The sequence below is a fragment of the Rhodonellum psychrophilum GCM71 = DSM 17998 genome (assembly GCF_000381545.1).
Taxonomy (GTDB): Bacteria; Bacteroidota; Bacteroidia; order Cytophagales; family Cyclobacteriaceae; genus Rhodonellum; species Rhodonellum psychrophilum.
The window spans coordinates 33,478-49,559 of the sequence record NZ_KB906693.1; the positions used below are offsets into that span (position 1 = coordinate 33,478).

11 protein-coding genes are annotated in these 16,082 nt (G+C 41.9%); all 11 read left to right on the forward strand.

Features of this window, described 5'->3' with window-relative positions; translation table 11 throughout:
- The first annotated feature begins 176 nt into the window (after positions 1-176).
- Positions 177-3,284 (forward strand): SusC/RagA family TonB-linked outer membrane protein, encoded by a 3,108-nt coding sequence (locus F824_RS0122105; RefSeq protein WP_019600124.1) that lies wholly within the window; start codon positions 177-179, stop codon positions 3,282-3,284.
- Between the two features lie 12 nt (positions 3,285-3,296).
- Entirely contained in the window at positions 3,297-4,664 is a 1,368-nt protein-coding gene (locus tag F824_RS0122110; RefSeq protein ID WP_019600125.1) for a RagB/SusD family nutrient uptake outer membrane protein, read from the forward strand.
- 43 nt (positions 4,665-4,707) lie between these two features.
- Positions 4,708-6,153, forward strand: a complete 1,446-nt coding sequence (locus tag F824_RS0122115) for a CBM96 family carbohydrate-binding protein (RefSeq protein WP_026333860.1) — start codon at positions 4,708-4,710, stop codon at positions 6,151-6,153.
- A 96-nt stretch (positions 6,154-6,249) separates the two neighbouring features.
- On the forward strand, positions 6,250-7,017 hold the full coding sequence (locus tag F824_RS26410) for a 6-phosphogluconolactonase (RefSeq protein WP_019600127.1): 768 nt from the start codon (positions 6,250-6,252) through the stop codon (positions 7,015-7,017).
- Between the two features lie 147 nt (positions 7,018-7,164).
- Positions 7,165-8,727, forward strand: coding sequence for a family 20 glycosylhydrolase (locus F824_RS0122125; RefSeq protein WP_033405569.1), 1,563 nt, complete (start codon positions 7,165-7,167; stop codon positions 8,725-8,727).
- Between the two features lie 2 nt (positions 8,728-8,729).
- Positions 8,730-10,211, forward strand: a complete 1,482-nt coding sequence (locus F824_RS0122130; RefSeq protein WP_019600129.1) for a sodium:solute symporter family protein — start codon at positions 8,730-8,732, stop codon at positions 10,209-10,211.
- 3 nt (positions 10,212-10,214) lie between these two features.
- Positions 10,215-11,363 carry an N-acetylglucosamine-6-phosphate deacetylase gene (locus F824_RS0122135; RefSeq protein ID WP_026333862.1) on the forward strand — a complete coding sequence of 383 codons (1,149 nt, stop codon included), beginning with the start codon at positions 10,215-10,217 and terminating at the stop codon, positions 11,361-11,363.
- Positions 11,364-11,407: 44 nt separating this feature from the next.
- Positions 11,408-13,012 carry a beta-N-acetylhexosaminidase gene (locus tag F824_RS0122140; protein ID WP_022582324.1) on the forward strand — a complete coding sequence of 535 codons (1,605 nt, stop codon included), beginning with the start codon at positions 11,408-11,410 and terminating at the stop codon, positions 13,010-13,012.
- Between the two features lie 767 nt (positions 13,013-13,779).
- Positions 13,780-15,285, forward strand: a complete 1,506-nt coding sequence (locus F824_RS26735) for an HsdM family class I SAM-dependent methyltransferase (RefSeq protein ID WP_236613244.1) — start codon at positions 13,780-13,782, stop codon at positions 15,283-15,285.
- Positions 15,286-15,377: 92 nt separating this feature from the next.
- Positions 15,378-15,674, forward strand: coding sequence for a type II toxin-antitoxin system HigB family toxin (locus F824_RS0122165; protein ID WP_019600136.1), 297 nt, complete (start codon positions 15,378-15,380; stop codon positions 15,672-15,674).
- A 9-nt stretch (positions 15,675-15,683) separates the two neighbouring features.
- Entirely contained in the window at positions 15,684-16,052 is a 369-nt protein-coding gene (locus tag F824_RS0122170) for a helix-turn-helix domain-containing protein (protein ID WP_019600137.1), read from the forward strand.
- Positions 16,053-16,082 lie beyond the last annotated feature (30 nt).

Below are 16,082 nucleotides of genomic sequence, written 5' to 3' on the forward strand. Positions count from 1 at the left end.
TGTGAATAAAAGGCTGTTTAGCCTGTTTTATTTACTGATTTTGACTAATTATTCAAAAATTCCCCGCTCTTTCTTGAAAAATATCATGCAAACGTTTGCATGATATTGTCTAAAATTTTACATTTGAAGCAGGTACTTAAATAAAATTCTATTGAAACACATTTAACTTCAATTCTATGAGCCAAAGAATCAGAAATGCCCTATTTAAATATATGGGCAGTCGCTTAGCACTCAAAATAGGACTTTCTCTTGTCGTCATGTTCTTTTGTTCAATTTCAGGATATGCACAAACCCCTGGCATTACCATTAAGGGTAAAATTACAGATAGTAAAACAGGAGAACCCATTTTTGGGGCAAGTGTATTGGTAAAGGGGACCTCAAACGGCACGTCAGCTGATTTAGATGGTTTGTACACGTTGGGAAATATTTCAGGTCAAGATATAATAAGATTTTCTTATTTGGGTTTTGAAACACAAGAAATCCGGGTAGGAAATTTCAGTGAACTGAATATATCCTTGCAATCATCGACCAGTGATTTGAATGAATTTGTAGTAATCGGCTATGGAGTTCAAGAAAAGCGGAATTTAACAGGTGCTGTTGTATCCGTTGGCAGTGATGAAATCTCGAAAACAAATTTCCAAGACCCGATTTCAGTCTTACAAGGTAGGGCAGCAGGGGTTCAGGTTACATCAAATTCCGGAGCACCTGGTGGCGGGATGACCATTAACATCAGAGGCAATTCCTCCTTAAATGCGGGAAATTCCCCACTCTATGTAGTGGATGGCGTGCCGATAGAGACAAACGTGTCTTCTTCATTAAACGGAACGGAGAATTTTGGTTTGAATCCCTTGGCGGATATTAATCCGACAGACATAGAATCGATTGAAGTTTTGAAAGATGCCGCATCTACTGCGATTTATGGGTCACGTGCCGCAAATGGAGTAGTCATGATCACTACCAAAAGAGGGAGATCAGGTAAACCCCAGGTGGATGTGAACTTTAACTCAGGCATCAGTACTGTTTCCAGAAATCTGGGTGTCTTGAACGCAAGTCAATACAGGAGTGCTGTTTTGGATTCTTATCGAAATGCAAACAGTTCAGAGCAAATAATACCTGCGGTTCTTGATTCATTAAGCGCTATCAACAATGGTGATTTTGACTGGCAAAGTGAAATGTTTCGTGTGGCGAAACAAAGCAATATAGATTTTTCAATAAGAGGTGGTTCTGACAACGTGAGATATGCATGGAGTTCCTCTTTCTTTGATCAAGATGGGGTTATTTTAAATTCCAATTATAAAAGAATCACTTCCAGGCTTAATGTTGATTTTGATGTATCCGACAGGCTTACGATTGGGCAAAGTGTGTCCTATACAAATGCTGTAAACAATAGGTCTAATGCTGCTGGATCCGGGAACTTAAGTATCGTGAGAGAATTGTTGATACGGCCGCCAACATTTGCCATGAATTTGCCTGACGGATCCCTCAATGGGTATCAATTGGGAAGAAGAAACCCGGTAGGCCTTGCACAGCTTTCGACCAACTTGAACAAAAGTAACAGGCTGATTGCGAGTCAATACGCAGAATATAAAATTGCTGAGGGTTTAAAATTCAGAAGTAGTATCAATGTGGATTTTGTCTCCATGAAGGAAGACACCTTTATCCCTTCTACACTTGACTTTCGTGAAGGATACAATACTGGTTCAGTGAGGTCATCTAACAACATGACTTGGGCAAATGAAAACATCCTGACTTATCAAAAGCAGTTTGGAACAAGTCACAATTTTGGAGCACTTGCAGGATTTAGTTACCAAGATTGGAAATATGAACGTACAGGTCTGGATGGGCTCTTTTTTACAAGTGATAATATCAGGACCCTGAACGGTGCCGGTACGATTTCCAATCAAGGTGTCAACGTTGCCAGCGAACACTCCATGTTGTCTTATTTTGGTAGAGTTTCATATGATTTTGAGCGGAAATATTTGTTTGAAGCAAATATCCGTGCGGATGGATCCTCCCGATTTGGTAAAGATAACAGGTTCGGGTATTTCCCATCTGCATCGGTTGGATGGAGATTTTCAGATGAAGGCGTTTTTGATAATGTGAATTTCATGGATGATGGTAAAGTTCGTTTTAGTGCTGGGAAAACCGGAAATGAAGCGATTGGCAACTATACTTCACAGGGTGAGTTTTTAGTTGGGACCAATTACCTGGATTATTCAGGAGCTTCTCCCTCTGTGATGCCCAACTCCGGATTGACATGGGAGACCACTACGCAATACAATGCCGGACTGGATCTCTCTTTTTGGGAAAATAAACTGATGATCAATGTGGATGCATACATCAAGAATACCAATGATTTGCTCTACAATGTGCCAATTCCAAGAGAGACAGGCTTTGATTTCATCACCCAAAACATTGGAAGCATCCAAAATAAGGGAATAGAATTGTTGATGACCACACGGAATGTTTCCACTCTGGATTATAGCTGGTCAACAAGTTTTAACATCAGTTCCAATCGGAATAGTGTAAAAGATTTGCCCGACAACTTGCTGACAAATGGTTTTATCCAAAATGGCGCTTTTCACATTTTGAAAGAAGGATTTCTCATTGGAACTTTCTATGGTTGGAGGTTTGACGGAGTCTACGCCAGTGATGAAGACAATGTCAACGGGATTACAAACGGAGCGCAAGGCCCTGCATACAGAGGAGGAGATCCGATTTGGCACGACGTCAATGGAGATGGTTTTATAGACCAAAACGATAGGCAGGTGATCGGGAATGCTACCCCGGATTTCTTTGGAGGGATCAACAATGACTTCACCTATAAAAATTTCAGCCTAAGTGTTTTCTTCCAATTCTCTTATGGAAATGATATCTACAGTGAAATCAATCACCAAAGAAATTCAATTGTCAGATACAATAACCTTTCTACAGACGCCTTGAATAGGTGGAGACAGCAAGGTGACATAACAGATTATCCCAAGCCTGTCAGAGATGATCCTTTGCAATCGATGAGCAGAATTCAAAGCAGATGGGTTGAAGATGGATCTTATATCAAGCTCAAGAATGTACATTTCCGATATAGCTTGCCAAATAAAATGCTGAATCGTTGGAAGATTTCCAAATTGGATGCCTACGTGACAGCTACAAATTTGATCACCTGGACAAACTATACGGGGTATGATCCTGATGTAAATTCTTATAGTGGATTGAGAGTAGGAGTTGATGAAGGTTCATACCCTCAGAGCCGTACCATTATCCTAGGTTTAAATATTGGGTTATAAAGAAATACAGCTATGAAAAATACATTAAAGATATTTCTAGGAATTTTATTGCTGAGCATTTATTCTTGTTCAGATGACTTATTGCAAAGAGACCCCATCAGCAGCTTTTCAGCTCAAGGGTTTTACAAGACATCAAGTGACGCTCAGGCTGGTGTTTATGGAATCTATGACGCTGTACAGGCTACATTTTCCACAAATTTCTCCTTGTGGGGAGAAGGTCGAGCCGATGCTGTCAATACAAACCAGGCAGGTGATCCCTTTCTTCTTCAGCAGAACACGTTGAATTCTATTTTGGCATCTGCGAGATGGAACAATCTTTATGAAACAATCAGTAGGGCAAATTATGCAATCAAGTATATCCCTACCGTGTTGGAAGATGACAACGAGTTTGGACGACAGCTTGTGGGCCAAGCCAGAGCGCTGCGTGCACTTTCTTATTTCTATGCGGTAAGAGTATGGGGTGATGTTCCCTTGATTTTAGAGCCTTATGAAAGCGTTCAGCAGAATATTTTTCCGGAAAGGTCTGATAAAGAGCTGGTTTTGAATCAAATTGAAGCAGACTTGATTTTTGCTTCAGAAAATTGCAGAGCAAGTTTTGGTGGAGAACGGAATAGAATTTTGATTACCAGAGGGGCCGCGGAGGCAATGCTGACACACCTTTACATGTGGAAGAAAGATTATCCCAATGCCATTGGTTCGGCTGAAAAAGTACTTGCAAACAATCTGTACGCATTGGTACCAATGAATGATTGGTCACGGATATTTACCCAGGGATATACCAATGAAAGTATTTTTGAAATTGGCTACAATGAAGTTCAAAGGAATTCATTGAGGGTACTCTATGCACTCGGATCGGATAGTAATTTCTTTCCAAGTCAATCTTTCAGGAATTCTTTTGAAGATGGGGATTTGAGGCAAGATTTGATTTATGATGTTGCCGAAACTCAGCCACGGAAAATATGGAAGTTTTTTGGACAAGGTTTCAGTGACGAAAGTCCGGACCCTTCAGATAAAAACATCGTTCTCTTCAGATTAGCGGATATTATGCTATTAAAAGCTGAAGCCCACCATCAGATGGGGCAAACTGCTGAGGCGCTTTCCTTATTGAATACCATCAGAAACAGGGCGGGGCTTGCGAACTTGGATGAGGCTGGAGCCACCAATTTATATGGCGATGTAGAGTCTGCTATTTTACATGAAAGATTAATAGAGCTTTCATTTGAAGGACACAGGTGGTTTGACTTGGTTAGAACTGGAAAGGCAATAGAAGTCATGAATCCAATCAATGGATTAAACGATGAACGGAATCTACTTTGGCCAATCCACGAAGATGCCCTGAACAGGAATCCAAACCTTTCGCAAAATTTATTTTATCAATAAATAATGTGATGCCTCTAGTATCGTACAATCTAAATCTATCAAGATGAAAAATATAAAATTTACAAAATCCATATCCTTTGTAGTCATGTGTTTGGCTGGCTTGAGCATGTGCTTCAGTTGTGTGATTCAGGATAATTTCGATTATAAGGAATCAGGGACAACGGGTGACTTGGGCGTGTCGGCTTTGGAGTTTATTCAGACAAATGATTCGTTCTCAATGTTGAAAAATGCTATTGAGTTGACTGGACTTGAGGGTGTTTATGCTGGTGAGTCAATCAGGACATTTATAGCGCCTACAAATGCCGCTTTTACTACTTATCTTCAGAGTAACGCCTACAGCAGTTTATCCGAAGTTCCAGTTCCTATCTTAAGAAATGTTTTAAGGTACCATATTGTGAAGGCCAAAGTATTGTTTACAGATCCTGAATTATTTGAAAGCAATTTTCCCATTTCTTACGAAACAGAAAGTGGCCAGTCAATATTCTTGTCTCACAATACAAATTTCATAGGTCTAATCAATCAAAATACCAGCAGACAATGGGAAATCTCCACCTCAAATTTGGAGCCCACCAATGGAGTGATCCATGTGGTCAATTCAATTGTTTTCTTCTCTGCCCCCTCTGTGAATTTCGATGCTTTGGACCCATCGGTCAGAACAGACACCATCTTTCCTCTTTTTGATAGCTTTGTGAATGGAGGTGCTCAATCGAATGCGAATTTCGGGACAAATCCTCTTCTGAGAGTGAAAAACGTAACCGGCGCAGGGGATTTTGATAGAAGAGCCTATTTGATGTTTGATTTAAATGAGCTTGAAACTGAAGGTGTAATCACTGATTTGAGATTTCAAATTGGGGTTGTATTTACACACGCCAGAAATAATGATTTGGACCTTTACCACGTGAAGGACACCACCTGGACAGAAATGGGGCTGAACTGGAACAATGCCACCCTTCCGGATGATGGTCCGATTGCGACGCTAAAAACCACAAAAATAACTGCATTCAATTATGATATAACGGATTTCTTTTCTGCCCAAAATTCATTGGGAAGGGTGACATTTATGCTGGATGGTGAATTTACCAAGGACGAAACAAACGATCTCGCTTCCAAAGAGCACCCAACGATTGCACCTCCAATGTTGATCGCAACCATTGCGACTGGGGATAGCGCTCTGGAATTTGTGACCAATGCAGGTTTTACGGTCGAATCTGGAAGTTCATTTGTCTGGAACAAAGAGATGCTTGAAATCTCAGGAGCATCCGTCAATGACATCATCTATACTGTCGTAGAAGGTCCGGAAAGAGGTTTTCTGGTTAGAGGAGCAAGTATTTTGAAGGTTGGTGACCGATTTACCCAGAATGATATAAATGTCATGAATCTCCTTTATATCAATGATGGCAATGGGAGTACCGATAAAATTGTGTTATCAGCAAGGGATAGGGCCGGTGCCAGATTGGATGCGTTCGACGTATTGATCACCATTCAGTAAAATATTTTCTTTTTCAATTGGTACTGAGACAGGTGAGCTTTTTCTCCATAACCGAGGATGAATCTTTGCCCCCTGTTTCATTAAAAATTTAAAAAAATGACAGATTTTCAAAAAGACGTCCAAGTCTTTTCAGAACAAAATAAAGTGGGTATAGCCGCCGGAAAAGCAGTTGTAAACTGTATACTCAAATTACTGGACAATCAGGATGTTGTTCGGATTGTCTTTGCGGCTGCGCCTTCTCAAAGTGGTATGCTTGAGTATTTGGCAGCGTCTAAGCGAATCAACTGGCAAAAAGTAGTGGCAATGAATATGGATGAATATATAGGCCTGCCCAAAAATTCAAACCAATTGTTTTCCAAATTCCTTGAAGAAAAATTATTTTCAAAAGTGGCACTGAAAGAGGTCAATCTAATCGACACACATGCCCAAACACAGGATGAAATCACAAGATATTCAAGATTGATCCATAAGGACAAGATTGATATAGTTTGTTTGGGAATAGGAGAAAATGGCCATATTGCTTTCAATGATCCCCCTGTAGCAGACTTTGAAGATCCGGAAACGATCAAGGCAGTTGAACTGGATGAAGAGTGTAGGATACAACAAGTCAATGATGGATGCTTTGAAACAATTGAGGATGTCCCGAAATTGGCGCTCACACTGACAGTACCTACGCTGATGAAAGGAAAACACCTGTTTTGCGTGGTGTTGGGAGCCAACAAAAGCGAAGCGGTAAAAAACACGCTTATGGGTCCCCTGTCCCATTCATGTCCTGCGTCAATCCTGACCACGCATCCAAATTGTAAGTTTTATTTTGATAAAGACGCAGCAAAGGGTCTTTCGATTCCTGAACTTGAAGGTTGAATCATAGAATGCTTTCATGGGCTTCCTTTAGATTTAAAGGATCTAGAGGAAGCTCGGAAAGCCTAAGGTTGCAGCTAGAAAGCTATATATAGGTTGCATTCACAGAAAATACCCCAACAAAAAAAGCCAATCAAATTTCATCCCGATATGATTAGAAGAAAACTCTTAACCATTTTATGCCTTGTTCTATTGACAGCTGCTCATATTCCTCTGTCTTTTGCAGGGGAGTCGGTAAATTCAAAAGAGGAGGATTTCAAAATTAAAGGGTTTCACCTTGATCTTAGAATCCAGGTAATGACTCCCGATGCACTCAAGGCCTTTGCGGAGGAAATGGTGGGTTTTGGTTTGAACACCTTAATCGTTGAATGGGAAGGGACATATCCTTTTGCCAAGCATGCCACTATTTCAAATGAATATTCTTACTCCCGAGAGGAAGTAGTGGAGTTTATTGAATTTTGTGAAGCGCTTGGAATCAAAGTGGTGCCCCTGCAACAAAGTTTAGGGCACGTCGAGTATATTTTAAGAAACCCGAGATATAGTCATTTAAAAGAAGACAGAAAGGATATCTCACAAATCTGTCCCTTGAAAACTGAGGAAAGCAAGGAGCTGTTTACGGAGTTGTTTAGAGATTTGATAGAGACCCACAATTCTGACTTTATCCACATAGGAGGAGATGAAACCTACCTTTTGGGACATTGTGAACTTTGTCGTCAGCGGGTAAGCGAAGTTGGGAAATCAAAATTGTTTGTGGATCACATGAAAATGATCACAAACATTGTCATAGAAATGGGGAAAACTCCTTTGATGTGGGCGGATATCATTTTGAAGTATCCTGAAGCAGCAGCAGAACTGCCAAGTGAGACAATTTTTATTGATTGGAATTATGGTTGGAAGATCAATCATTTCGGAGATATTCCGAATCTTCAGAAATTAGGATATTCCTTTTGGGGAGCTCCTTCCATTCGGAGCCATCCGGACAACTGGTACGTAACAGATTGGCCAACACACTTCAAAAACCAAAGAGAGTTCATTCCCCATGCAAGAGAAAACAACTATACAGGGATGGTCATGACCTCATGGTCAACTACCGGGTTGTACGGCTTTACATGGGATGTGGGATATGATGTGGTGGACATGACACAGATTAGAAATACCTATCCTATGTCTGGATTTAGAATTTTGATAGCCAGCTATGCGGAATCCTTGAAAAACAGCAAACCAATTGATGCCAAGGAATTTATTCTTCGGTATGGCCATGAGCGATTTGGACTGAGTGAAAATGAATCTTTGAAATTATGGGCTTTTTTATCATTTCCGCCTGAACTTATTGTCAATGGGAAGCCTGAAAAAAGCAAGAACATAGAGGAGATGAAGGAAAATTTCAGGAAAGTAAGAGAGGAATTGGTTCAAGTTTCCACCAAAAACAATGACCATGAATTTGCTCATTTCAAACTCATGGCCGACCTGAGGATGCATTATTTAGACTTTAAAGAAATTGAAGCAATTTATAATTCAGAGACTTTTTTACAATCGATGACGCCTGAATTGGTAAGTCAATTGGAACAGATATTGGAGGATGCCAAGGTGTTGAGCGAGAGATTCACGCAGTTGAATAAAGGATTTTTGTATGACTCGGAATTGGAGGATCAAAACAAGCTAAGAACACAGCAGATTCTTGTGCTTCACAACCGTTTGTCAAAGTTGAAATAAGGATGGAATTACTCGATTGGATTGTTCTGTTTGTCTATTTCCTGATGCTTTTGTCAATTGGCCTTTGGGCGTATTTCCGGGTAAAAGACTCCGCTGATTTTTATACAGCAGGAGGGAAGTTGCCCTGGTGGCTTTCAGGTATTTCCCACCATGTCTCTGGATACAGTGGGGCAGTATTCGTCGCTTATGCTGGAATTGCCTACACACATGGATTCACCTTATATGTTTGGTGGGCCTTTACAGTGGGACTCTCCACCATGATCGCTGCATTTTACATAGCGCCAAGGTGGTCAAGGTTGAGGATTTACGCCGGAATCCAATCGCCTACGGAGTATTTGTTGATAAGATATAATTTGCCTACGCAACAGCTGATCGCCTGGACGGGAACGATCATCAAAATTTTTGATACAGGAGGGAAGCTCGCCGCCATAGCCGTTCTCCTGAATGTATTTAGCGGCACCTCGATTGCTTTTGGAATCCTTTTGGTCGGATTGGTTTCTCTGGTTTACATTACCATCGGGGGGCTTTGGGCCGATGTATGGAATGATTTTGGACAATTTATTGTCCAGCTGCTTGCGGGTCTCACGATGTTTGTCATGATTTTACTCAAACTCGACGATGGAATCAGTGGTATCGTGACGATGTGGGACAGGCTTCCCTCCGGAAATTCCGATTTTTTCAATGATCCTTACACCATCACTTTTGCACTCGTGATGCTGGTGATTAATTTCTTTAGTTACAGTGGGGGCACTTGGAATCTTGCCACAAGATTTATCTCAACTTCTTCGGGAAAAATGGCCAAAAAAGCAGCAATATTGTCATCCCTGCTTTATTTTACATGGCCTTTGATTTTGCTTTATCCGATGTTTGCCACGCCTATTTTTTTTGAAAACATGGCTGATCCAACCCTTTCATACGGCATGATGGTTTTGGAATTTTTGCCATCTGGTTTGGTGGGTTTGGTGCTGGCCTCTTTGTTTGCCAACACATTATCCATGACGGCTTCTGATTCCAATACAGTTTCGGCGGTGATCAGTCGGGATATTCTTCCCGTTATTTTTCCTTCAATCAAAACCTATTCTAAAAGTCAACTCTTGCGGCTTGCACGAATAACAACACTTTCTTTTACAATATTGACGATCCTCACGGCATTGAACTCTGGTTATTTCGGAGGTGTATTCGGCTTGATCATTTCATGGTTTGCAGCACTTTTGGGTCCGATCGCCATACCCATGATATTGGGATTATTGCCTGCTTTCAGGAAAAGTGACGGGAGGGTTGCCATCATTTCGATTGTCGGAGGTTTATTGACATTCATTCTCCTCAAAGTAATCCCAATTGCTTCTCTATCCATTGAGATTGGTTCACCAATTTTAGTTTCATTTTTGTTATTTGTGATTTGTGGATATTTTAATAAAAGAAAAGTCCCTCAAAAAGTAAATGAACTTCACATGAACCTGGGAAGAATTGAGAAAAACCTATAAGCTATGAAACACAGTATGGAAGGTCTGCACTATAAATCGCTGAAGACAATTCGGGTTGATATTGAGCAGGATATCATTTCAAATATTGCCGAAATCAAAAGCAGTAAGAATAATTATTGGATAGCACCAGGATTGGTAGATCTTCAGGTGAATGGCTTCAGAGGAAAAGATTTCAATCAAGAAGACACCAATATTGAGGATGTCGAGCTGATCACAAAATATTTATGGGAAACTGGCGTCACAACTTATTTTCCCACATTAATCACAAACAGTGATGCAAACATCAGGCATTCCATTAAAAACATCGTCCATGCCTTCAAGGAGAAGTCAATAAAGGAAACAATCGGAGGAATCCACCTTGAAGGACCATTCCTTTCAAAAGAGAATGGTCCTAGAGGAGCACATCCGCTTGAATTTATCCAAGCGCCCAACTGGGATCTTTTCTGTAAATGGCAAGAAATCGCCGAAGGAAAAATTAAGATGATCACACTTTCCCCCGAATGGTTAGCATCAACTGCGTTTATCAGTAAGTGTGTGGACAGGGGTGTGGTCGTCGCTATTGGTCACACCGCTGCAAGTCCCGCACAAATCCAAGAAGCAGTAGCCGCCGGTGCGTCCATCTCAACCCATTTGGGTAATGCAACCCATGCAATGCTCCCTAGACATTCGAACTATATTTGGGAACAGCTTGCTTCTGAAGGTCTATGGTCCACCATCATTGCCGATGGTTTTCATTTGCCCGACTCCCTCTTAAAAGTATTGCTGAAGGTAAAGCCCGAAATGACTGTATTGGTAAGCGATGCAACAAAGTTTGCAGGAATGAAACCCGGCAGGTATCATAGCCACATTGGAGGAGATATTGAATTGGATCAACAGGGCAGGCTGTTTATGAAAGATTCCCCGGATTTTTTGGCCGGATCGGCCAAGTCCCTTCTTGACTGCATAGAAAATCTAAGCAACCGCCAAATAACTTCTCTGGCCAAAGCTATTGATATGGCCTCCATTAAAGCCCTGGAGGCAATAAAGGCAAGGCCTTCTTTTGGATTAGAAATCGGTAAAAAAGCCGATTTAATGGTTTTTGAACAAGTAGAAGGCAAAATAAATATTGTCCAGACGATAAAGGCAGGAAAAATTGTCTATTCACGCACATGATCCAAGCATTCAATAGTTCGAAGCAGATTCACTCATTCTCAAATATGAAAAACAACATCATTTACCTACTCGCTTTTCTCACGGTATGTTGCGGAACCATTTTCAATTCAAAAGCGCAGATTATTCCACATCCATTAGAGCTGGAATATGGGTCTGGAGAGATGGTTCTTGAAAGTGACTTGGTTATTATTGCATCAAGTGAGGTTCAAAATGAAGCCGAATATCTGGCTGATTTTTTGGAAAAAGGATTTGGAAGGAAAGCTGCGATTCGGCCAATAGGAGAGGGTTTGAAACTGGTGCTGGAAAACAATTTGATAGAGAAGTTAGGCGTCGAAGGGTATCGGCTCCGTGTTCAGGGGGATGGAATAACCATAGAGGCAGCCACTCCCACAGGGATCTTTTATGGAGTGCAAACCTTTAAGCAATTATTGCCCGTGACATTTGAACAGGGTTCAGAAAGTCAAACCATCACGATACCCTATGTGGAAATCACCGACAAGCCGAGATTTCAGTGGCGCGCCTTTATGCTGGATGAATCCAGGCATTTTATGGGGGGTATGGAAGTGAAAAAGCTTTTGGATCAAATGGCTTTGTTGAAAATGAATACCTTCCACTGGCATCTCACCGATGATCAAGGCTGGCGGATAGAAATCAAAAAATACCCAATGCTTACAGCAAAAGGAGCAAAGCGGAAAGATACCCAGATGGAATACCGCAGTGAAAAGCGATACGGGGAATCTCATGAAGGCTTCTATACCCAAGAAGAAATAAAGGAAATAATTTCTTATGCACAAGAGCGGCATATCACCATAGTCCCGGAGATAGAAATGCCCGGTCATGCCATGGCTGCCATCGCAGGTTATCCTTGGCTTGGAGCGCTGGGGACTACAGAAACAGTTCCGGAGATTTTCGGTAAAATGCCAGATTCATTTAATATTTCTGACCCAAAAGTAGTGGGTTTCTTGAAAGATGTATTGGATGAAGTGATTTCATTGTTTCCGGGGGAAGCCATCCATATTGGAGGAGATGAGGTGAATTATGAGTCTTGGATCAAGTCAGATGAAATTCAAGCCTTTATGGCCAAGGAAAACCTGAAATCTCCTGTGGATTTACAGATATACTTTACAAATCAAATTTCAAATTATCTTGAGAATGCCGGTAAGCGCATGATGGGTTGGAATGAGATCATGGGAGATGACATCCACGAGGAGAGGGAAGAATCACAGGATGCTGTTGAACAGAAATTGGCTTCATCCTCCATCGTTCATTTTTGGAAAGGGGACCTTTCCTTGATCCAAAAGGCAGTTGAAGGGGGCTATCAAGTGGTAAATTCCAATCATTGGGATACTTATCTGGACTATACCTACGAGCGGTTGCCTCTTTCTAAATCCTATGCCTTCAATCCAATACCGGATGATTTGGAAGAAAAATACCACAAAAATATACTCGGAACGGGAACCCAAATGTGGACGGAATGGACCCCCAATGTGGAAGCCTTGGAAAAACAGATTTTCCCAAGGTTGATTGCGTATGCTGAGGTGGGTTGGACTGCTTTGGAAAATAAAAATTATGAAAGGTTTTTAAAGGCTCTACAGGAGTACAAACAAAGGTTGAAATTGACGGGAATCAGTTTTTATGAATCCCTATAAAGAACCGGAACAGGCCCTATTTTTTGGATCAAAAGCTATTTCTTCCAAAAACTTCGGTAGGAGTGGGGAGGCAAAACCAAGTGTAGTCCACTTTGGCATGCAGCGAAGCGGAACGGAATAGTGGGCTACTCTTGCAGTGCAGTGCCGGAGGTTGGTGAATGAAGGGAGTTGTTCCGGATTTTTTTAGGGGAGCAAACAAAATGAAGCTACCGGAGGCACATGGGAGGGGAGATCCATCCAATACTGCCGTGATAATTTCTTGAAAAATCAAGTTTTGGTTTCTTAATCAAGCACTATTCATTCAACCCGAAAAATGCAAGAGGTTTCCAAATGGGGTTGAAATTGAAAGAAAATCCGACAATTGGCAGACCAATTCCTGATACCGATAGGGTGAAGTCAATATAAGCCAACAACGGACCAATGATCAGATAAATAAAGTTTTGAAAGGCATTCGCAATGCATAAATCAAGTTAAACTGGTAAGCGGAACAGGAATAAAAAGAATATACCATCGGCATTCCCATTGCATAAAACGGGTTAAACCCAAACCAATTCTCTCTTTCCACAAAATCACCTCCCTATTTTCCCTTTCCACTTGCCAAATCAAGAAAATCCAACCATATTGTTTGATTAACTAATCCACCCCATTAAAGAAATTACGCAATACAATAAATAGCAAAGGCAGACATCGATTTTGAGAAGGAACTCTGGGATGCGGCAAACGAACTGAGAGGGGCTGTATCTGAGAATAATTAAAAGAACTATATTTTGCCGCTGGTATTTTTGAAGCACCTCAGCGAGCGGTATGAGCTGGTGCATGAGAAGATCCTGAACTTACTCCGGGATCCAAAATCCGAGTATTATACCAATGACAAAGAGGAGATCAGCTATGTGCTGGAAGACAATGACGAATACCGGTCCAGAAACACCTTTAAAATCCCCAAAACGGCTTCCTGGCAATACCTGAAGGACAATGCGGAGCAGGATGATATCAAAGTAAAGGTCGATGATGCCTTTGATGTGATCCAGGAACTGCTGACGGGCTATAATCCCCAGCTGAACAACCTGCTGCCCCGGATTTTTGTCAGAAGTGAGTTGTCCCCGAAGCAGACAGGTGGGATCATCAACCTGCTTTCCCATCCCAAATTCTCAGAAAAGGAAAACCCGGAGAGTGATATCCTGGGCAGGATCTATGAATATTATATCGGGCGTTTTGCCATGGCGGAAGGCTCGGGTGCAGGACAGTTTTTCACGCCGGGCAGCATCGTCCGCCTCTTGGTGGAAATGCTGGAACCTTACAAGGGAAGGATCTTTGATCCGGCATGTGGCAGCGGCGGGATGTTTGTCCAAAGCCTGAAGTTTATCCAGGAGCATGGCGGCAATAAAAAAGACATTGCCATCTACGGGCAGGAGATGACGGCGCAGACCCTGCGGCTTTGCCTGATGAACCTGATGCTGCGCAACCTCTCCTTTGACATCAAGCTGGGCAACTCCCTCCTGGATGATAAATTTCCGGAGCTGAAGGCGGATTTTATCATCGCCAACCCGCCCTTTAACGTCAGCAACTGGCATCCCGAAGACCTGCCGGATGGGGATCCGCGACTCTTTGGTCCCAAGGAGGAATTCACCACCGACGGCTCTGCCAATTACATGTGGATGCAGACCTTCTGTCACCACCTCAGCGATACCGGCACCGCGGGCATCGTAATGGCCAACGGCGCCATGACTTCCAATACAAAAGGCGAGAAAAACGTCCGACAGCACATGGTGGACAAGAGCATGGTGGACTGCATCGTCCGGCTACCGGACAAGTTGTTCCTGACCACCGGCATTCCTGCTTGTCTTTTTATCCTGAGCAAAAACCGGGATGGCAAGGACGGCATTCACCGCGAGCGGAGCGGAGAAATCCTTTTTATAGACGCCTCCAAAATGGGAGCGATGGTAAGCCGTAAACTGCGGGTTTTCAATGATGAAGATGTCAGTAAGGTAACCGATAATTACCACCGATGGCGGAATACGGCCGAAGTGAATGCAGCAAACCAGTCCATTCCCTATGCCGACACAGACGGTTTCAGCAAAGCCGCAACCCTGGCGGAAGTACAGAAACAGGATTACAAACTGACGCCGGGCATTTATGTAGGCACCGAATCGGAAGAAGATGATGGTATTCCCTTTGAAGAAAAGATGGCCGGGCTGAAGGCCACTTTGCTCGAGCAGTTTGAAAAGGGGGAGGAACTGAAAAGGAAGATATTGGCTAATTTTGAAAAATTGTAAGCATATGAAAAACAGGCAATAGCACTATAATCTATAGTTTTAAAAGTTCCCAAATTGAGAATTTTATCCTATCTTTGCATAAGCTGAAAATAATGGAAAGAATTTTTGCAAAAAGTACTTTAAGAGCTTATTGGGAGAAACATCCCGAAACAGAGCAGTATCTAAAAACCTGGTATGATACGGCAATTGATGCGGACTGGAAAACACCCAATGATGTGAAACAAAGTTACGCCAATGCAAGCATACTTAAAGACAGCAGGATAGTATTCAACATCAAGGGGAATGCATATCGTTTGGTAGCAAAATTCAATTTCGAAAAACAGTGGATCTTCATCAGATTTATCGGAACCCACAGTGAATATGACAAAATTAATGCAGATACGATTTAAAGATGCAATATGGAACTTAGGCCAATAAAAACAGAAGACGATTATCAGGCAGCTCTAATGAGGCTTGAAAAAATATTTGATGCCCCGGTGGGAACCGTGGAAAGCGATGAGGCTGATATTCTGGCTTTGATGGTGGATGATTATGAAAAGAAGAAATATCCGATCGAAGCTCCGGACCCGATCGAAGCGATTAAGATACGCATGGAAGAGCTGCAGCTCAAGCAAAAAGACCTGGTAAATATCATCGGCGGAAAAAGCAGGGTATCTGAAGTTTTGAACAGAAAAAGGCGGCTGACCGTGGAAATGATCCGAAACCTGAACGAAAAACTTCATTTATCCCCTGGGCTTTTGATTTCCGACTATGAATTGTTGAATTGAAAAAAACAGCACAATGAAAATTTGATTTAA